General features: G+C 49.4%; 17 protein-coding genes. 9 read left to right on the top strand and 8 right to left on the bottom strand.

The features are described from left to right. Nucleotides 1–7 precede the first annotated feature (7 nt). From H8K29_RS10170 to H8K29_RS10185, 4 genes are read right to left on the bottom strand one after another with little or no spacing between them, the layout of a single operon-like run. Nucleotides 8–946, bottom strand: a complete 939-nt coding sequence (locus H8K29_RS10170) for a glycosyltransferase family 2 protein (RefSeq protein WP_186897479.1) — start codon at nt 944–946, stop codon at nt 8–10. Between the two features lie 21 nt (nt 947–967). After that, complete coding sequence (locus H8K29_RS10175; RefSeq protein ID WP_186883467.1) at nt 968–1,909, bottom strand: polysaccharide biosynthesis tyrosine autokinase; 942 nt, start codon at nt 1,907–1,909, stop codon at nt 968–970. Beyond that, on the bottom strand, nt 1,902–3,353 hold the full coding sequence (locus H8K29_RS10180) for a Wzz/FepE/Etk N-terminal domain-containing protein (protein WP_186897480.1): 1,452 nt from the start codon (nt 3,351–3,353) through the stop codon (nt 1,902–1,904). The genes H8K29_RS10175 and H8K29_RS10180 overlap by 8 nt, the downstream gene beginning before the upstream one ends. After that, nucleotides 3,353–4,306, bottom strand: coding sequence for an SLBB domain-containing protein (locus tag H8K29_RS10185; protein ID WP_186897481.1), 954 nt, complete (start codon nt 4,304–4,306; stop codon nt 3,353–3,355). Before H8K29_RS10185 ends, H8K29_RS10180 begins: the two co-directional genes overlap by 1 nt. Nucleotides 4,307–4,518: 212 nt before the next feature. Between H8K29_RS10185 and H8K29_RS10190 the strand changes: the two genes are divergently transcribed. Both H8K29_RS10190 and H8K29_RS10195 read left to right on the top strand, forming a co-directional pair. After that, the gene (locus H8K29_RS10190; protein ID WP_186897482.1) at nt 4,519–5,478 is read left to right on the top strand and encodes a glycosyltransferase family 2 protein; all 960 of its coding nucleotides are present in this window, start codon (nt 4,519–4,521) and stop codon (nt 5,476–5,478) included. A gap of 15 nt (nt 5,479–5,493) precedes the next feature. Further along, nucleotides 5,494–6,912 carry an undecaprenyl-phosphate glucose phosphotransferase gene (locus tag H8K29_RS10195; protein WP_186897483.1) on the top strand — a complete coding sequence of 473 codons (1,419 nt, stop codon included), beginning with the start codon at nt 5,494–5,496 and terminating at the stop codon, nt 6,910–6,912. Nucleotides 6,913–6,929: 17 nt separating this feature from the next. Here H8K29_RS10195 and H8K29_RS10200 read toward each other — a convergent pair whose 3' ends face one another. Then, entirely contained in the window at nt 6,930–7,985 is a 1,056-nt protein-coding gene (locus H8K29_RS10200) for a GNAT family N-acetyltransferase (RefSeq protein WP_186897484.1), read from the bottom strand. After that, a complete protein-coding gene (locus H8K29_RS10205) occupies nt 7,975–9,234 on the bottom strand; it encodes a YihY family inner membrane protein (protein WP_186897485.1) in 1,260 nt (419 codons plus the stop codon). Before H8K29_RS10205 ends, H8K29_RS10200 begins: the two co-directional genes overlap by 11 nt. 75 nt (nt 9,235–9,309) lie before the next feature. On the opposite strand from H8K29_RS10205, the gene wrbA reads away from it, so the two are divergent. The 4 genes from wrbA to H8K29_RS10225 are packed head-to-tail and all read left to right on the top strand — an operon-like array spanning nt 9,310 to nt 12,164. After that, nucleotides 9,310–9,921 (top strand): NAD(P)H:quinone oxidoreductase, encoded by a 612-nt coding sequence (gene wrbA / locus H8K29_RS10210; protein ID WP_186897486.1) that lies wholly within the window; start codon nt 9,310–9,312, stop codon nt 9,919–9,921. After that, nucleotides 9,918–10,301: a DUF2069 domain-containing protein gene (locus tag H8K29_RS10215; protein WP_186883475.1), complete on the top strand. Its 384-nt coding sequence runs from the start codon at nt 9,918–9,920 to the stop codon at nt 10,299–10,301. The genes wrbA and H8K29_RS10215 overlap by 4 nt, the downstream gene beginning before the upstream one ends. Then, a complete protein-coding gene (locus H8K29_RS10220; RefSeq protein WP_186897487.1) occupies nt 10,294–11,700 on the top strand; it encodes an FAD-binding oxidoreductase in 1,407 nt (468 codons plus the stop codon). The genes H8K29_RS10215 and H8K29_RS10220 overlap by 8 nt, the downstream gene beginning before the upstream one ends. Before the next feature lie 14 nt (nt 11,701–11,714). Continuing rightward, nucleotides 11,715–12,164: a DUF4124 domain-containing protein gene (locus tag H8K29_RS10225; RefSeq protein ID WP_186897488.1), complete on the top strand. Its 450-nt coding sequence runs from the start codon at nt 11,715–11,717 to the stop codon at nt 12,162–12,164. Between the two features lie 883 nt (nt 12,165–13,047). Here the strand turns inward: H8K29_RS10225 and H8K29_RS10230 are convergent. Then, nucleotides 13,048–13,896 carry an AraC family transcriptional regulator gene (locus H8K29_RS10230; protein ID WP_186897489.1) on the bottom strand — a complete coding sequence of 283 codons (849 nt, stop codon included), beginning with the start codon at nt 13,894–13,896 and terminating at the stop codon, nt 13,048–13,050. A 123-nt stretch (nt 13,897–14,019) separates the two neighbouring features. Between H8K29_RS10230 and H8K29_RS10235 the strand changes: the two genes are divergently transcribed. Next, the gene (locus tag H8K29_RS10235; protein ID WP_186897490.1) at nt 14,020–14,961 is read left to right on the top strand and encodes an alpha/beta fold hydrolase; all 942 of its coding nucleotides are present in this window, start codon (nt 14,020–14,022) and stop codon (nt 14,959–14,961) included. 435 nt (nt 14,962–15,396) lie between these two features. On the opposite strand, the gene H8K29_RS10240 is transcribed toward H8K29_RS10235, so the two are convergent. Next, nucleotides 15,397–16,299 carry a LysR family transcriptional regulator gene (locus tag H8K29_RS10240; RefSeq protein WP_186897491.1) on the bottom strand — a complete coding sequence of 301 codons (903 nt, stop codon included), beginning with the start codon at nt 16,297–16,299 and terminating at the stop codon, nt 15,397–15,399. A 132-nt stretch (nt 16,300–16,431) separates the two neighbouring features. Here H8K29_RS10240 and H8K29_RS10245 point away from each other — a divergent pair, with 132 nt between their 5' ends. Together H8K29_RS10245 and H8K29_RS10250 are read left to right on the top strand one after the other, a co-directional pair. Next, nucleotides 16,432–16,977, top strand: coding sequence for an ester cyclase (locus tag H8K29_RS10245; RefSeq protein WP_186897492.1), 546 nt, complete (start codon nt 16,432–16,434; stop codon nt 16,975–16,977). Nucleotides 16,978–17,005: 28 nt separating this feature from the next. Then, complete coding sequence (locus H8K29_RS10250; RefSeq protein ID WP_186897493.1) at nt 17,006–17,725, top strand: SDR family oxidoreductase; 720 nt, start codon at nt 17,006–17,008, stop codon at nt 17,723–17,725. Nucleotides 17,726–17,731 lie beyond the last annotated feature (6 nt).

Below are 17,731 nucleotides of genomic sequence, written 5' to 3' on the forward strand. Positions count from 1 at the left end.
TTATTTATTAATCACCATAAGCCTCAGACGCCTTGCCACGGAAATGGCTCAGCTTACCTAATTGAGAGGCTGCAACACGCGCCCAATGAAACGCTTTCAGGGGAGAGAAAAGCATCAGCGCGACAACAAAAACAGAGGCAATACCCGTCTGCACAACTGCGCGGAAAGACAACCAGAGCGCATGCCCTGAACGCGCCGATGGCGGGCACATTGCCAGCTCTGTACGCATAAACAATTGCCCGGTGCGAAACGATCTTTGCAACAACCATGCTGCCCTGGCACGATCCAACGGAACAAATTCAAGCGCAGGAGCATCGTCACACCAGACCATACGACTACCGGACTCGTCGAGACGACGGAACAACATGGAATCCTCACCGCCAGTGCGGCCAAACGCCGGATCAAACGGCCCCTCTGTGCCACCTTGTGTCTGAGTAATCTGCGCAAGCGCGGAGCGACGAACCAGCACATTGCCACTACGAGCATCACGATGATCGATCACGGTTCCTGTCGCTAAACGACGCCGGTCAAAGTAGCCACCCTTTTTAATCCACTCAGGCACACCATCCTGATATTCGGGCAACACCGGCGCAAACACGACGTCTGCTGCATATTTTTTTTGCGTACTGAACAAATTCAGTAACCAGTCACGCCGGGGAATCTCGTCATCATCGATCATGCATATCCATTCGCTACCTGCGGCGCGGATCGCGGCATTTCTCGCGAGGGAAATATTCGGCTGACTTAAATTAAGAACGATTAATCGATCGTGATGCTCTGCTTTGAATTCCGCCAGCACAGTTGCAGCCGACTGTTGCGGGTCATTATCGACGACGACGACCTCAATCCGGCAATCTGGCATATTCTGCGAAAAAACAGCGAGTAATAAACGGCGCAATAACTGAGGGCGACGAAAAGTACAAATACAGACACTGACATCGATCATCTGGTGTATCCGTCCGTCATCTTAAACAGCGCGTCGGAAGAAGGGCAAGCGACGCAGAACTGCTGATATTCTTGCGCGCAACCCTGTGCTGTCGCCCTGCGGCGCGTATTGATTGTATATCGTCCCAATCACATTGACCCCTGCTGCTTGCATGTCGCTTCTGGTCTGACGTAAATCGCTTAATACCGTCAGGTCTTTCTGCGCGACCAGTAAAGCAACGCCGATCTGATGTGCAACCATCTGCGCGTCCGAACTTTCAGACGCCGCGCAGGTATCGAATACAAAAGCGTCAAACTGGTCGTGGCATGAATCCAGCAATTCCCGCAGTCTTGGTGCCCGCAAAATTTCCAGCGGATTCGGCGCACGTGGGCCGGCAGGCAGAATATGCAAATTGGGCATCAGCGGAATTAAGGCGTCACTCATTGCCAGGCGACCTATCAAGACGGATGATAAGCCGTCGCGAACCCCCAACGAAAACAATTCATGCAAATTACCGGTGCGTAAATCCGCGTCAATCAGTAGCGTTTTTCGTCCGACTTGCGACAACGCGATTGCAAGACTGGCGGCCATATATGTCTTACCTTCGGCGGCACCCGGACTGATCAACGCAAATTTGATTTTTTCCTGCGCCCCATACTTCAACAGCAATTCACTACGTAAGCCGCGGATTTCTTCTGCTTCTTTGGAAAAAGGCGCGTGAAAAAAACGCAGCTTCTTATCTGCACTACCGTTATAAAGGTCCTTGCTGCCAACACCAAACTGCTCACCCAGGGCGGAATCAATTTCTGCCTGGCTAAGTAAGCCTAATGCAAGCGCAGCATCACCAAAACGCAATTTTTTTTCTCGCTGTTCGACAGATATCTGTTCAACCTGCGCTTCGGTCAGCAAGCCTTTTTGTAAAAACAATTCACCAAGACGCCCAATTTTTGTTGCGCCCGATTGCGCCTCATTCAATTCAGGCATGCGTCTTCCTCTCAGCAATACGACCGATATTTACATCTTTATCCAGCAGCCTTTCATGAAAGCCGACCTGCGCCATCACGGGAACATCAAATTCCCGCTCCAGATCCTCCAGACAACGAACTTTTCTATGCATCAACTCAAGTAAAAAAGCCAGACTCAAACCCAGCATCAGGCCTGCGATCAGTCCAAATACCAGATTATTTTTCAGTAAAGGTTTCGCATGCTTCTCTGGCAGCTCCGCCCATTGCATGACGGTTGCATTCGAGATGACAACATTACTCGTCATCAACAACTCATCAAATTTTTGTATCGCAGCGTTATAAACTTTCTGCACGCTGTCTAATTGCCGTTGATAGGAGCTGATGACATCGCGGTGCTTTTTGTTTTCAAAAGTTTTTTTCTGATAGCCCGCTAATTCTGCTTCCATTACTTTTTCTTGTTGTGCCAGCCTGCTTTCAACAGTCAACTGGGATTGAAACGCCGTTGCCGATTCCTTTTCCAGCTTATCCATCAAAGCTTTTCGTTCATCCTGAATCGCGATGTAACGGGGGTGTCTGACGCCCAAAGTGGTTTTAGCGTTAGCCAGTTGCGTATCAAGAGAAATCAGGGCGGCCTTCAGGCCAGATATATGACCAATACCTGCGATTTCGGGGATATCAGAATTTAAATTACCCTGCTTCAGTAATTTTTCTAAAGATTGTCGCTTTGCCTGCGCCTCAAGCTTTTGCAGCTGTGTTTCCATTAGCTTGGTACTCAACGCTGACATTTGCCGGGATTCGAGATCGGCACGTTCATCAACATCAACAATCTGGAATTCCTGTTGATATGCGGTCAGTTTTTTTTGTATCTCATCCATCTGACGACTTAAAGTTTCCAACTGAGCGTTGTACTGATCTTTGCGCGCACGCGCCGGTGCGTTCATCATTTCCAGTGATAAATCAATATATGATTTCACCACCGCGTTCACGACTTCTTTTGCATGCTGCGGTGTACCGGCGGAATACTGAATACCAATGACACGACTATTTTTATGCGGCGCAACTTCGATATTTTTAGCGATCGACTCTGCCAGCGCACGTAAGCCACCCTGCTCGCCATATCGGGCAATCAGACGCTGGCTGTCTGCTGAATTTTGCAGATGTAACTCGGCAATCACACGTTCAGCCACCTGCACACTTTTAATGACGTCAAACTGCGTCTGCAAATAGCTTTCATCCTGCAAAGGATGAAACTGACGGCCGCCGATAGGATCATTAACTCTGTAATCAATGAAAATATCTGCTGTCGCCACATACGTTTTCGGCAGTAACATGCTGGTGACACCTGCGCCGAGCACCGCAATCATCGTCACAATGAAAATCAAATAGCGACGGGCACGCAGCATCGCGCCTATTTGTGTAAATGAAAGTATTAATTCAACCGAAGGATTTTTCATCTTATTCATTAAAAAATCCGTTCTTTAATCATGACCACATCACCCGGCAATACAGTATCTGATATCTGTGCCGGAATTTCTTTCAACTCTCCGTTATCTGATTTTCGATGAATAATAATTCTCGAAGCAGAGCCACGCTCGGTAACGCCACCGCCGATAGACAATACGCGCACGATGTTCAGATCATCCTCCATCGGATACATTCCGGGACGGCGGATCTCTCCGTACACATAGAAATTCTTTTGTTGCCCGATGATCAGCACATCATTCGGCAGAATTTTTTGCATCAGACTGTCATTGTTTTTCTCATCGTCAAAATCGAGCTTCAGCGAAGTAAACTCGCGCAACTCTGTGTGACCATTCTGACTAGCCCTGCGCAATACCTTCAGATGTTTATCCGCTCTGGGAGTAACGCCACCAGCGAGACTCAACGCTTCTACAATACTCATCTGCCCCTGCAGGGGGAAGCGCCCGGGACGCAGCACTTCGCCTATCACTGAAAAACTGCGACTGACTTGCTGGTTGATTTTGACTGAAACTTTCGGATTCAGTAAGTATTGGCCCTGTTCCAGTTTGCGGGAAAAAATACTGGCTACCTCATTCGCCGTCTTTCCTTTTATGTCTATCGTTCCCACCAGAGGCAAGGTGATAATACCGGTAGGACCAACGATCACATCAGCGCTCAGGTCAGGTTGTCCGAACACGGTAATCAACAGCTGATCGCCTTCTCCTACCAGGTCGGAAGAGAAATCAGGTACAGATAAAGCAGATTGTTCCTGCTGAATGGCGGGTGTTTTCTCTGCGGGCAAAGTGGAGAGTTGGCTTTCCACCTTCAGCTTTGGACTGATCGCTTGCTCAGCCTCTTGTGCAAAAACATTAGCAAATAATGAAATCAGCAGAATTCCGGCGCAAAAACGCCTTAAAAATTTTGCTTCAAATTTCAAAATAGAAGTAAAAATCATTTAAACCTAAGCTTAGAGGGAAAACCGTTTTATTTTATATTGCCAGAGTAAATAAAGATGCAAATTTTTGTCATACACACAAAATATCTTGCGTTTGAAATGCATCCGCATATCCATGACTTAAAACACAAACATAACAATTATTAACTATTAACAATTGTTCGCACGACACTCGCTACGTTAATATTGCACAAAATGAATGAAAGCAAACTATGGTTCCATCCACAACAGAGCAAGTCCCGCAGCATCCCGTTTTGAATAACAACATCAAGGTTGACTCCAGTGGCTATCAGACCGTGCCGCTGGTCATTATCGCTCCTGTTCGCGACGAAGCAGACTTAATCCGTCTGACTCTCGATTCTATGGTTCGCCAAACCATACGTCCTGTTGAGTGGATCATCGTCGATGATGGATCACAAGATGCAACGCCAGACATAGTTCGTGAATATGCAGAGAAATATGATTTCATCCGTCTGGTGCAAAGACCAGACCGGGGATTCCGCAAAGTCGGTGGCGGCGTTGTTGCCGCCTTCAAGTACGGCGTATCGCAGATCAAACACCAAGATTATCAATACGTCGCGAAATTAGATGGCGACATGTCATTTGGACCGCACTACCTAGAAATGATGTTTGATCAGTTTGCGAAGGATGAAAAATTAGCCGCCGTTTCCGGCAAAGTCTTTCGCGAAGAAGATGGGAAAAAAATTGAAGAAATCATCATCGACGAACATGTCGCAGGTCAGTTTAAGTTGTACCGACGTGTCGCGTTCGAACAGATAGGCGGCTTCGTCGAAGAAGTATTGTGGGATGGAATTGATGTACACACAGCACGGATGAAGGGGTGGAATACTCTGAGTTTTTATCATCCGGAAGCCATCCTGATGCACCACAGGCTGATGGGTTCCTCAGATAAAAATGTCTATCGGGGACGCCTGCGCTGGGGCCGAGGCATCTGGTTTATGGGATATCACCCGCTGTATGCAATTGCATCCGGCATCTTCAGGATGCGCGAAAAGCCTTTCATCATCGGTGGTTTGCTGATTATCGCCGGTTATCTGCAAGCAGCCTTGAAGCATGCTCCCAGATATGACAATCCGGAATTCAGAAAACACCTGCATCAATGGCAGTTGGCACAAATCAAAAGATTATTTTTCAAAAGTAAAACCAAATAAAAAGAATCAGCACTTATGTTCAATTCTCACTCGCATGCTAACTCATCGCAACCGGCACATTTGCTCTCTGTGTTGACGGGAATAGCATTCGGTACCGCAATTTGCCTGACCTTGTTTGCTATTTTGCATCAGGTCGAAGAAACAGATGTGGATGTGTTTGGCATCCGCATCATTATTGCAGGCTTTACCAGCATCATCGTTTTCTCAAGTCACCAGTTACTCAATTCACTGCAGGCTAAAGACGCACTTCCTTTATTTCCCAAATTGAGCTGGCGCTGGTTTATCGTCTTCATGGTCGTGTTGCTGACGGCCTATATCGATAAGGCATCGGAACAACTGTCTCGTAAAGTCATGTTCTTATGGCTGGTGATAACGCCATTTGTTCTGATGAGCGTCGCCATGCTGATACGGTCTGTTGCCAAAGCTTACTATTCCAACCCCGCCCGCCGCAGAAAAGCAGTGCTGATCTGGTCAAATTCAGCTTCTGCTGGATTAGTCAATGCTTTAAGGGATTCGCCGTTGGCAGCGATAGACCTGATCGGTTTTTTTGATAACAGGAATGAGTTACGCCCACCTATCGATATAAAAAAACTGGGAAATATCGAAGATGCGGTTGACTGGATCGTTGATCAGGAAACCGGGAAAATGAATGTGGATATCGTCTTTATAGGTATGAGCAGTAAAGAGTCGCCGGAACTCGAAGAAATTATTGAAGTTTTGTATGACAGCACGGCGACGACTTATTTTGTTCCGGAATCTTTAATTTTCGGTATGCCTGGCATTCAACTACGCGAATTAGCAGGTCAGCCCGTGCTGGCATCGACCGAGACGCCATTCATCGGCTTGGCAGCGCTACCCAAAAGGATACTGGATTTTACCGGGGCACTGATAGGTCTGATTCTATTGGCACCTGTTTTACTTGCGATTGCCATCGGCGTACGTCTGAGTTCGGCCGGCCCTGTACTATTTAAGCAAGTCAGATACGGCATCGCCGGGCGACCGATCAATGTGTATAAATTCCGCAGCATGAAAACAGCACCGAAAGATGTTCCGGTGATTCAGGCAAAAGTCGGTGATTCCAGGGTCACTAAATTTGGTAGCTTCATCAGAAAAACATCGCTCGATGAATTACCACAGTTGTTTAATGTGCTGAAAGGTGAAATGAGTCTGGTCGGGCCACGGCCACACGCTGTTGAGCACAATGAGCTGTACAGAAAACTGGTGACTGGCTACATGTTCCGCCATAAGATCAAGCCAGGGATCACTGGCTGGGCGCAAGTTAACGGCCTCAGAGGTGAAACGGAAACACTGGAAAAAATGCAGGCGCGTGTTGACTATGATCTGTACTACATGCAGCACTGGTCTATCTGGCTCGATATCGTCATTATCTGGCGCACTCTGAAAGTCGTTTTTGGCGATAAAAATGCTTATTGAGCCGTCATTCATTCGTCTTATTTTTTAGCATTTTTCCAAGCGCGGATCGTTTTTCCCAGATTGGATTCTTTCAGATACGCCCTTGCCGATAAGTAAGCGCCCTGCGCTTTACTTATTACTGCAGGAGCAGATACCGCACCCTCGCAAAGAGGAATGAATCCGGTGGCAAAGCGCTGCTTATACGCTTGCTCACCACGTCCCAGGTCTATCAGATCAATCTGATGCGCCTGCGCCTCTCGGGCGCAGGATGCCAACAAAATCAAACCGGGTGAAAATTCTGCATAATCCGTGTCGTACCAAGGAAACCAGTAGTGCAAAACGTTACCGGACCGCATACCAAAATGGGCAGCGATCATCTTGTCACCTGCATATAAACAAGAGAGTATTCCGCCAAAATCTGTGCTGTGCTGCGAAAAAATTCCATACACAACATCACGTATCCATGGCGTCGCAAAAATATCATGCTCAGCACTCAGCGTTCTGGTGAATTGCGCCGATTTACCCGCTAACAAAGCATCAAATTCCGTTGCGCTTCTTGAATCCATGGTGAACGACAGGCCCCCGAATTTCTTTGCCAGTTTGCGCTCATTGGTTTCAACTTTTTTGAGCAAAGATGCATCACGTTTATCATTCAGACGTTGAGCATAGGCTGCAAAACCGCCTTCCAGATTCAGGGTCAATGAACGGCTCTGACTCCATGCATACGCAGAGAAATCAAGCCGTTCCTGCGGCATATGGTTAAACTCCATATAAGCGACACCCATTGCTTTCAACATCTCACCGACAGGCAAGTGATACTGAAAGGAACAGATTGGCCCCTGATAATCAGTGAGTCCACCACCAATGACATCAGCACGGAAACGATTTGTTTTGTGATAAGGGAAAAACCCGATCACCTGCCCAGCATCTTCTATTACCAGAACACGCACGTCCCGCCGCGCAGCTGCGATAATCTGAGAATATTGCGGATGATAATAAGGACTGCGATAAACGGTGGATACAGACTGCAATTGCTGCCATTGCGTGAGCAAACCTGCATCTAATGCTGACGTAGTAATCTGACTAAATTTCATTTTTTTGCTCTTGCGTCAGAAAATACTCTTGCAGATTTTTTTGCAAACTCACTTCGATGACATCTTCAACGAGGGCAGATAAGCGGCTGCCTTGCACGGGCTCAAACACAAATACTTTATAGACATCGGCCATTGTCAATAAAGAAGGATTGGCTGCCATCGTCCATAAATCACCACCATCGCTGTTGCGCGCCCATAAAGTTGAAGCGGAAGTTACTGTTGGCGACGACACCTGCGCTACCCATCCCGCTTCCAGCATACGCTGCAACAAGCCTTCTATCTCATCGAGCCCGAACCTTGTTTGCGCGCGGATCTGCCCAGCATTAACAATCGCGTTACTTGTGCTGTGCCGGGCAAAAAACAGTACCTGCAATATTTTGATCGCATCTTCAAACGCGCTACCGGGTGTCGGTACATGCCACCAACGCTCATATTTCACAATCGGCAGCGCAGCGGCAATCACCGCACCGATCAAGGTGACTAACCATGACAGATAAATCCAGATCAGAAAAATAGGTACCGCCGCTAACGCGCCATAGACGACGGTATAAGTAGAAAAATGCGTAATGAAGGCAGCGAAGCCGCGCTTTGAAATTTCAAATACGCATGCGGCAAACAGACCGCCCCAGGCTGCGTCACGCAAATTAACTTTTCTGTAAGGCACAGCAAGATACAGCAAGGTAAACGCGCCCATCGTAAAGACGATAGAAATCGTGGTATAAAAAAATCCACCGATAAACGGAACCGATTTCACTACACCACTGGTGGCCGTAAATAAATAAGACGTCACTGAAATCGAAGCACCTATCAGCAAAGGCCCAAGCGTGATAATGGCCCAATACACCAGAATGCGCTGAAAAATGGGGCGGGAACGCTTAACCTGCCATATCTGATTAAATGTCTTGTCTATCATCGCCATCGTTGCAATCGCGGTGATCATCAGTGCAATACCGCCCACGGCCGATAGCCGGGTCGCTTTTGTTGCGAACTGTGTGAGATAGCCGAGGATAGTGTTGGCTATCCCTTTCGGCATTAAATTCTGGATGAAATAGGCTTCCAGCGAAGTCCTGAAAGTATTAAACAGAGGGAACGCCGTGAATATAGCTAGCGCAACCGTCAGAATCGGCACCAGCGCCAGTACGGTGGTAAACGTCAGACTGCCTGCCACCTGCGACAACTGCCCTTCCCGCAATCGCTTGCGGGCAAACTGAAACAAATTCTGCAAATGCTTCCACAACGGTCCGTGCATACATTTCTTAAATAAAAAATACAAGTCCTCTATTTTACTGAGAGAGTCACAATAAAGCCCAATATAATAATAAATATGAACACAACTAACCTCACCCTACTCGTTTTATATTACTCACGCCATGGAAGCACACGAAAACTGGCAGAATTTATCGCACAGGGAATTGAAAGTGTTCCCGGTTGCGATGCCAGATTGCGTACTGTGCCATCCGTGTCGCCGACAACAGAAGCCAGCGAATCCGACATTCCCGCCAGCGGTGCACCGTATGTCGAACTCTCAGATATGAAGGAATGCGCAGGCATCGCACTGGGTTCGCCGACGCGCTTCGGCAATATGGCGTCGGCAATGAAGTATTTTTGGGATGGCACCGCCGCCGACTGGCTTTCAGGAACACTGAGCGGAAAACCAGCCTGTGTATTCACCAGTACCGGCAGTCTGCATGGCGGTCAGGAGTCAACTTTATTAAGCATGATGTTACCGCTGCTGCATCACGGCATGCTGATCACCGGCCTGCCTTACAGCGAAGCTGAACTGATGACGACATCCACAGGCGGCAGCCCTTACGGCGCCACCCACTGGTCCGGATTGGATGGAAAAAACACGATCTCCGAAGATAGTCGCCGTCTGGCAATCGCACTGGGCCGCAGGCTTGCGGAAACGGCTGTCAAACTCAATACAGCATCATGATTACGGCGCGCCAAAAACAATTTCACCTGCTCGCCTGTGTCAGTCTGATTGGACTGATTTTGTTGTGTATTTTATGGGAAGCCTGGCTGGCACCAGTCAGGGCGGGCAGCTTCTGGCTCATGCTGAAAGCATTGCCTTTGTTTATTCCTTTGCGCGGCGTTTTACGCAAAGATAATTACACGATGCAATGGACCTCGATGCTGATCTGGCTGTATTTCACTGAAGGTATCGTCCGCGCCTATAGCGACATCAATCTGCTGTCAGTTAAACTGGCCTGGATGGAAGTTATACTCTCTGTCACCTATGTCACAGGCATTCTGGGTTACCTGCGTCCAATTAAAAAGGAAGCAAAAAAAGCCAGAAAGAGTCAGAATGACTGAATTCATCCAGCAATGCCGTAACGCTATCGGTGCCAGTTATGTTCTGACGGATAAAGAAGACACATTTGCCTACGAGCAGGAATGGCGTCAACGTCTGCGTGGGAATGCCTTAGCAGTTTTACGGCCAGCGTCAACACAAGAAGTCGCCAGTCTGATCACTATTTGTAAATCTTTCGGCGTATCTGTTGTTCCTCAGGGAGGTAATACTGGCCTGGTTTTAGGTAGTATCCCTGACAGTAGCGGTAAATCAGTGGTGCTTTCACTCAAGCGTTTAAACAACATCCGCGCAATTGATACGGCAAACAATACATTGACCGCGGAAGCTGGCTGCCTGCTCAGCGCGATTCAGCAAGCAGCGGCAAAGGTGAGCAGGCTTTACCCTTTGTCGCTGGCGTCAGAGGGAAGCTGCACCGTCGGCGGCAATCTCGCTACGAATGCGGGCGGCACTGCTGTACTGCGCTATGGCAACGCACGCGACTTATGCCTTGGGCTCGAAGTCGTCACTGCAAACGGTGATATCTGGGATGGCTTGCGAGGCTTGCGTAAAGACAATACAGGTTACGACCTACGCGATCTCTTTATCGGAGCCGAAGGCACTCTGGGCATCATTACCGCCGCGACACTCAAATTGTATCCTGCACCGGTGGCCAATATGACGGTCATGGTCGCGCTGGAAAGTCCTGAAGCAGCCTTATCATTACTGAATGAAGCGAGTAAAAAACTAGGCCCCACCCTGACCGGGTTCGAATTAATTTCCAGGATTTGCCTGCAACTGGTGATCAAACATATTCCCAACCAGTCTGATCCGTTCACGCAACAATATCCGTATTACGTGTTGTTAGAAACGTCCGAGCATCAATCCGCGGAACGCGCAACACTGTTCATCAGGGATTTTCTGGAAGCACAGTTAAATCAGGGGCATATCCTTGACGCCGTCCTGGCAGAAAACCTGACCCAGGCAAATGCCTTGTGGAGCCTCAGGGAAAACATTTCCATGGCGCAGGCAAAGGAAGGGAAAAATATCAAACATGATATTTCCGTTCCCATTTCCAGCATTCCCGCCTTCATCGCAACAACGAATCAATTATTAGCGCACCATTTCGCAGGAAGCAGAGTAGTCTGTTTCGGCCACATGGGTGACGGCAATTTGCATTACAACGTTTCCCCCGCAGATGCTCAATCGGCTGACGTCTTCATTCAGAACCAGGAAGCAGTCAACCGGCTGGTGCATGATCAGGTTCATCATTTTCACGGATCGATCTCCGCCGAACATGGTCTCGGTGCATTAAAGAAAGAAGAAATTCTACGTTATAAATCGCCCATCGAAATGAATCTGATGCGTTCGATAAAGCAGGCTTTAGATCCTCACAATCTGATGAACCCGGGAAAAATTATCTGATCAGGGAGATGTAAATGAAACGTTTTCTGATGGTTTTCTTACTCTGCATTTCTTATACACAGCATCTGTCTGCGGCGGAAATTTATCAATGTGAAAAAGATGGGCGGGTGCAATACAGCCAGACACCCTGCACACAGGATCAAAAAAACTTGGGGAAAAAAGTAACGCAAGACTCAACGGACAGCGAAAGCGAAAAACAGCATCGCATCACCCAGTTGGCGCAAGATAAAAAAGAAGCCGCCAGATTAGAACGAGAACGGCACAAAACAGAAGTTAAACGAGACAAAGAAAACAGTCGGCAAGCTGCTAAAACAGAAAAACAAAAAAGCCAGTGTGACAAAGCGCATTTGCAAGTGAAATGGGCCGAAGAAGATGCACGCAATGCATCACCCAAATCAGAAGCCAAAGCCCGACAAAAATTGAAACGCACAAAGGAAAAAGCAGATCTTGCGTGCAAACACTAGCGGCATTGCCAGCCAGGTCAGCGACCCAAAAAACAGATCTGAAGTGCCAAGATCTAAGGGTACTTGATCGATAGTATGAATGCCGAAAGCTCAATCAAGACAAAGGTTTCGAGTTGATTTTTCTGGCTTATTTTGAATGTGCATGCAAACTCAGTTTGATTACATTCCATGCAGCGCATCGAGATGGGCTCTACTCCGTTGGGTCACGCGGCTCTTGAACCTAATGCAGCACTTGGTACCAACCCATTCGCAAGGTCTTTCTGAAGCAAAGTATGCCGGAGCGACGTTTGAGCTGACTGGCAAGGTCTCCTCCATTCAGCGTTTGCGTCGCACCCTAAGCGCAAGTGGTATTTCACCCGCCCGGCTAATGTGCAGAAGGTATTGGGCACCAGGTAAGATTGGACTGAATGGAGGTACAGCCACGTGTGGCACAACAGAGTATCCAAGGTAATCCATGAAATGGATTGGTATCGAAGAACATTTTCTTACAGCTGAAGTTGAGCAAGCCTAGAATGCAATTGATAGCCACCTGTTTGATCTCGCCGATCACCGACTGGCGTTGATAGATGAAACCGGGCCGGACGCTCAGGTCTTGTCGCTGATCTGTGCGGCGCGCAATTGACTGAGGCGAATAGCGGCTATAAAAATTTCAGGGTATCTGCGCGATTTGTATTAATCACCACGCATCGCTGACACTGTGTTCGTCGAACACACCAAGGTAGATTACTACGCCAGTCATGAAAGCATTGATCGGACTCGGATTATCCCGTCTGGCTCTGGGCTCAATTTTAATGCGCCGTATGATCGTGAACCGTTAGTGTAACGTTGCATTCTGTTCGATACACAAAATACCGTCCCGTCATCATACTTTTGATAAATAGCATCAAGATTGCAGCACTATGCAAGAGTCTTCGTGATTCTTGCGCCATTCACGCGGCGAGGTTCCTGTTTGCGCACGAAAAGCACGTGACAAGACTGCTTCGCTGGAGTAACCCACCTCATCGGCAATCTGGCGCATTGAATGTTCCTCTACGAGTAGTTTTTGCACCAGGCCGACACGCCAATTTTGCAGATACTGTACCGGCGTTACCCCCACCACATCACGGAAGGTATTGGCAAACGAAGTCCGTGACATCCCAGCCTCGACTGCTAAATCATGCAAAGACCAGTCGCGTTTTGGCTGGTCATGCATAGCGACCAGAGCCCGGCGTAAACGCGGATGTCCCATCCCGGCCAGCATGCCGGACTGAACAAGGTGGTGTTCCATGAGTTCGCGGAGAATTTGTATCAGTAGCACTTCAAACAGACTGTCGAGCATCTTTTGTCGTCCACAGTTAGTGCCTGCCGCTTCGCCAAAAAGTAAATCCAGCACGGGCTTACTATCGCGCAAACTTGATAAGGGCAAGCAGACAAAAGCAGGTAGTGCAGCTCTTACAGGATTAGCCTTCCCGCCTTCGAAGCTGAGGTCGGCACAGACGAACTCTGCCCCTTTCGTTTTGTCAGTCAAAAAACGCCGGGCAAGTGGCTGCGCATACAGCAGCAGACTGGGCTCATTGATGTGGACAACGAGCTTTGAGCCATGCATGACCTTGACTTCACCTTGTCGGATCAAGTGCAACTGGCCCAGCCCGTCACTACCGGTCATTGAGTTGATGCCGCATAAGGCGCCGGCATGAAAGGTTTTGGCACTGATGCTGAAGTGTGCGAGTAGTGAAGCTAAACGATCTGTCATATTTGTTATCTTTGAACTGTTTGCAAAATAATGTGCACTCAATGCCACATATCATACATTAAAGACAGGCAAACTCTGTTCTGCCGATTGGCAAACAAACTTACAGATTCGAAAGTGAACATCATGAAAGTCTTCAAAAACATCTTCCTCGCTTCAAGCATCGCAGCTGCCAGCCTGACTGCAATATCCGCACCTCACACCGCCATTGCTGCGCCAAGTGTGAGCCAGCCGTCTTCCATGTTCATCACGGCCCAAGACGGCACGCCACTGTATTACAAAGACTGGGGACCGAAAGAGGGCAAAGTCGTTGTCTTCAGCCATGGATGGCCGCTGAACTCGGACAGCTGGGAAGCCCAAATGCTGTTCCTGGCCGAGAAAGGTTACCGGGTGATTGCGCATGACCGCCGCGGCCACGGTCGCTCTGGACAATCATGGAATGGCAACAATATGAACCAGTATGCGGATGACTTGGGCGTCGTACTAGAGACGTTAAATGTGAAAGACGTAACACTGGTGGGTTTCTCAACTGGTGGGGGCGAGGTGGCACGCTATGTCGGCCGGCACGGCAGCAAGCGCGTCAGCAAAATTGTTCTGGTGAGCGCAGTGACGCCGTTGATGCTGAAAACCGAGGCGAACCCGAATGGCGTTCCGCTGGAAGTGTTTGATGGCCTACGCAAAGGATCAACCACAAACCGCTCGCAACTCTACAAAGACATTGCCAGTGGTCCATTTTTCGGCTTCAACCGCTCCGGCGCAAGCGCTTCCGCCGGTTTGATCGACGCGTTCTGGCTGCAAGGCATGACGGCCTCGCACAAAGGGACTTTTGACTCGATCAAGGCATTCTCCGAGACCAATTTTGTAGAAGACTTGAAACGCATCGACGTGCCGACCCTGGTCATTCATGGTGACGATGACCAAATCGTTCCGATTCAAACCTCAGGGCGAGCGACCGTAAAATTAGTCAAAGGTGCGAAAATCATCGAGTATCCAGGTGCTCCTCACGGTATCACAGACACGCACAAAGACCGCTTGAATCAGGACTTGTTGGATTTCATCAGTCAGTAATGTTGATCAGAAAAATTAGTCAGTAAACTGACACTTAGATGGCACTGGAGAGCTGACTTCAGTGCCCCTTTTGCACTCGCCCCAAGTCAGAGCGACGAGCAGCGCGCAAAAGATTTGAAGCAGAGGCATCAACATTCATTTTAAGAGCGATTGGTCTATATTTGAGCGGATCGGCACGATGCCGTTACGCTGTAAGAGACTACTTTACTAAGCAGTCGATGAGGGTAAAGGATAACCTTGCAGATTTAAGGCGAATCAGGCTTGCAAGAAGTGAATTATGAGGGTTTGCACCATAGCCGACACCCATACGCTCATTCATTTCGGCCTGTAAAGCATGTTTCAAAAGCCTTCCGGCGGCTTCGGTATTTCTATGGGCAGAAGCGAAACGAATTTTCGTGCCATGCATCGATTTTTTCGTCAGTGTTCCTTAGCGTACTACATTGCGGCACGCGCAAACATCGCCGTCAAGTGATCGATAAACAGTCGCACCCTCGCCGGCAAATGTCTGCGCGATGCGTACATCACTTGCACAGGGGCGCGCTCACCAGTCCACTGTGGCAGCACTTCCACTAAACGGCCACTGGCTAACTCGTCCGAAACGTCGAGGAAAGACCTGCGCACCAAGCCCATGCCTGCAAGCGCCCAGTCGTGGGCAAGTTCACCATTATCCGTCGCAAATCGCCCCTTGACCCTTACGGTCGTCTGCAGCCCCGTATCGCTTTGCTCCAAACGCCAGTCTGCATGGGATGCGCTGCTGCGACTCATTACGATGCAATCATGTGCAACCAGCTCTGCCGGCGTCTGGGGTATGCCACGTTGGTTCAAATAGGTTGGTGCTGCACAGATGATACGGCGATTATCCGTGAGATACCGCGCAATCAGCCGCGAATCAGGTGCACCGCCAATACGCACAACGCAATCCAGACCGCCCTCAATCAAATCAACAAGTTGATCTGTCAGCGTCAGTTGAACAGACAACCTTGGCGCCATCAATGCCAGCTCAGCCAAGGCCGGTCCGATCCAGCGACGCCCCAACGCCACTGGGGAAGATACCCGCAACACGCCCTGCGCCTCTTGCCGGACACTGCCCACGGCGGCCTCCGCATCAGCTACATCGGCCAAAATCGCCTGACAGCGTTCGTAGTAGATTACCCCCTCCTCCGTCAGAGCCAAACGACGAGAGCTGCGCTGCAACAGTCGAACGCCCAAATCCGCCTCCAGACGGGTTAGTCGCTTACTACCCACTGCCGGAGAAAAACCAAGCTCACGCCCCGCCGCAGACAAACTACCGCAGGCCACCGTGCTCACAAACAGGCGCATATCTGCTAACTCTACCATGGAAGTCTCTCAATCTTTTCTAAAATGGAACAGATGCTTATGCATTTTCATCAATTTTATTCCAATTTAATAAAGATAAAAATAGCGATACGTCAGCAAGTGGCTGACGAATAATCGTTAAAGGACATATCCATGACCACTTTTCAACTTCACCAACTAATCATTGCCGTCACGATCACATTCATGGGCAACGCCGCCAGTGCGGCCGATAGTTCCGCTCTGCCTGACGCACCCTCCGTTATCGTCGATAAGGGCATTGCACCCTCGCAGCAGGAGTCTATGAGCCTCGCCGCCCGTCGCTACTACGCCTTTTGGAACACGGGCGATGCCAGTTTCGCCAAAGCGGCGCTTGACAGCAACTTTATCGACCGTACTTTGCCGACCGGCCGCCCACAAGGAATTGAAGGTCCCTTATTTGCGTCCCGCAATTTTCGTGCTGCCGTACCCGATCTCGTTACTTCGGTCGATGAAATGCTCCTTGTCGGTGACCGCGTGGTGGGCCGTCTGCATTTCACCGGACATTTCACCGGGCACTTCAACGGCGTACAGGGTAAGGGCCAAAAAGTAGATTTCATCGCAACCGATATTTATCGGATTGCCGACGGGCGTATCGCCGAGAACTGGCACCTGGAAGACAACCTGACGTTGTTGCAACAGTTGGGCATTGTCGGTCACTAATTCCAACAACTAAAACCTAGGAACTATCATGTCACTCAAAGACAAACGAATTGTCGTCATCGGCGGCAGTTCGGGTATCGGCCTGGCCGTTGCCCGTGGCGCTGCCGCGCAAGGCGGGAAAGTCCACATCGCTGGGCGGGACGCCCACAAGCTAACCGCAGCCGCCCAGGATATCCCTGGAATCATTACCGAAGTGCTCGACATACGCGACGAAAACCAAGTCGCTGATTTCTTCGAGCATATTGGTACGTTTGATCACCTCGTCGTCACCGCTGCCGCCCCCATCGGAGCCTCGCCACTCGTCACACAAAATTTCTCTGCCCTACATGATGTAGTGGACAGCAAGCTCTACGGTAGCCTGCTGGCGGCCAAGTACGCAGCACCGCGCATCCGTGGCGGTGGCTCCATCGGCTTTACCTCTGGCATGTTGGCTCGCAAACCTACGATCAATGCCCTCGCCAAAACGCTCATTAACGCTGCACTCGAAGCAGCCGTCCGGCAATTGGCAAAGGAACTCGCTCCATTACGCTTTTACGCCGTCAGCCCGGGGCCCATCGACACTCCCAGTTGGGTCCATCTGGACGAGAATTCCCGTGCCGCCGTATTTGACAAGCTCAGTAGCACGCTCCCAGTTGGCTTTGTTGCCAGCCCCGAAGACACAGCCGCGGCCTACCTCTTCGCCATGCAAGCCCGTGCCCTCACCGGCACGGTAATCGATCTCGACAGCGGCGCATTGATCGCCGGATAAGGAAAT

Origin of the sequence: Undibacterium sp. CY21W (genome assembly GCF_014284265.1) — a bacterium.
GTDB lineage: Bacteria > Pseudomonadota > Gammaproteobacteria > Burkholderiales > Burkholderiaceae_D > Undibacterium > Undibacterium aquatile.

What these genes read in the sequence shown, in the direction of transcription:
- H8K29_RS10170 (WP_186897479.1), bottom strand. Translation starts at nt 946, where the DNA reads ATGATCGATGTCAGTGTCTGTATTTGTACTTTTCGTCGCCCTCAGTTA.
- H8K29_RS10175 (WP_186883467.1), bottom strand. Translation starts at nt 1,909, where the DNA reads ATGCCTGAATTGAATGAGGCGCAATCGGGCGCAACAAAAATTGGGCGT.
- H8K29_RS10180 (WP_186897480.1), bottom strand. Translation starts at nt 3,353, where the DNA reads ATGAATAAGATGAAAAATCCTTCGGTTGAATTAATACTTTCATTTACA.
- H8K29_RS10185 (WP_186897481.1), bottom strand. Translation starts at nt 4,306, where the DNA reads ATGATTTTTACTTCTATTTTGAAATTTGAAGCAAAATTTTTAAGGCGT.
- H8K29_RS10190 (WP_186897482.1), top strand. Translation starts at nt 4,519, where the DNA reads ATGGTTCCATCCACAACAGAGCAAGTCCCGCAGCATCCCGTTTTGAAT.
- H8K29_RS10195 (WP_186897483.1), top strand. Translation starts at nt 5,494, where the DNA reads ATGTTCAATTCTCACTCGCATGCTAACTCATCGCAACCGGCACATTTG.
- H8K29_RS10200 (WP_186897484.1), bottom strand. Translation starts at nt 7,985, where the DNA reads ATGAAATTTAGTCAGATTACTACGTCAGCATTAGATGCAGGTTTGCTC.
- H8K29_RS10205 (WP_186897485.1), bottom strand. Translation starts at nt 9,234, where the DNA reads ATGCACGGACCGTTGTGGAAGCATTTGCAGAATTTGTTTCAGTTTGCC.
- wrbA (WP_186897486.1), top strand. Translation starts at nt 9,310, where the DNA reads ATGAACACAACTAACCTCACCCTACTCGTTTTATATTACTCACGCCAT.
- H8K29_RS10215 (WP_186883475.1), top strand. Translation starts at nt 9,918, where the DNA reads ATGATTACGGCGCGCCAAAAACAATTTCACCTGCTCGCCTGTGTCAGT.
- H8K29_RS10220 (WP_186897487.1), top strand. Translation starts at nt 10,294, where the DNA reads ATGACTGAATTCATCCAGCAATGCCGTAACGCTATCGGTGCCAGTTAT.
- H8K29_RS10225 (WP_186897488.1), top strand. Translation starts at nt 11,715, where the DNA reads ATGAAACGTTTTCTGATGGTTTTCTTACTCTGCATTTCTTATACACAG.
- H8K29_RS10230 (WP_186897489.1), bottom strand. Translation starts at nt 13,896, where the DNA reads ATGACAGATCGTTTAGCTTCACTACTCGCACACTTCAGCATCAGTGCC.
- H8K29_RS10235 (WP_186897490.1), top strand. Translation starts at nt 14,020, where the DNA reads ATGAAAGTCTTCAAAAACATCTTCCTCGCTTCAAGCATCGCAGCTGCC.
- H8K29_RS10240 (WP_186897491.1), bottom strand. Translation starts at nt 16,299, where the DNA reads ATGGTAGAGTTAGCAGATATGCGCCTGTTTGTGAGCACGGTGGCCTGC.
- H8K29_RS10245 (WP_186897492.1), top strand. Translation starts at nt 16,432, where the DNA reads ATGACCACTTTTCAACTTCACCAACTAATCATTGCCGTCACGATCACA.
- H8K29_RS10250 (WP_186897493.1), top strand. Translation starts at nt 17,006, where the DNA reads ATGTCACTCAAAGACAAACGAATTGTCGTCATCGGCGGCAGTTCGGGT.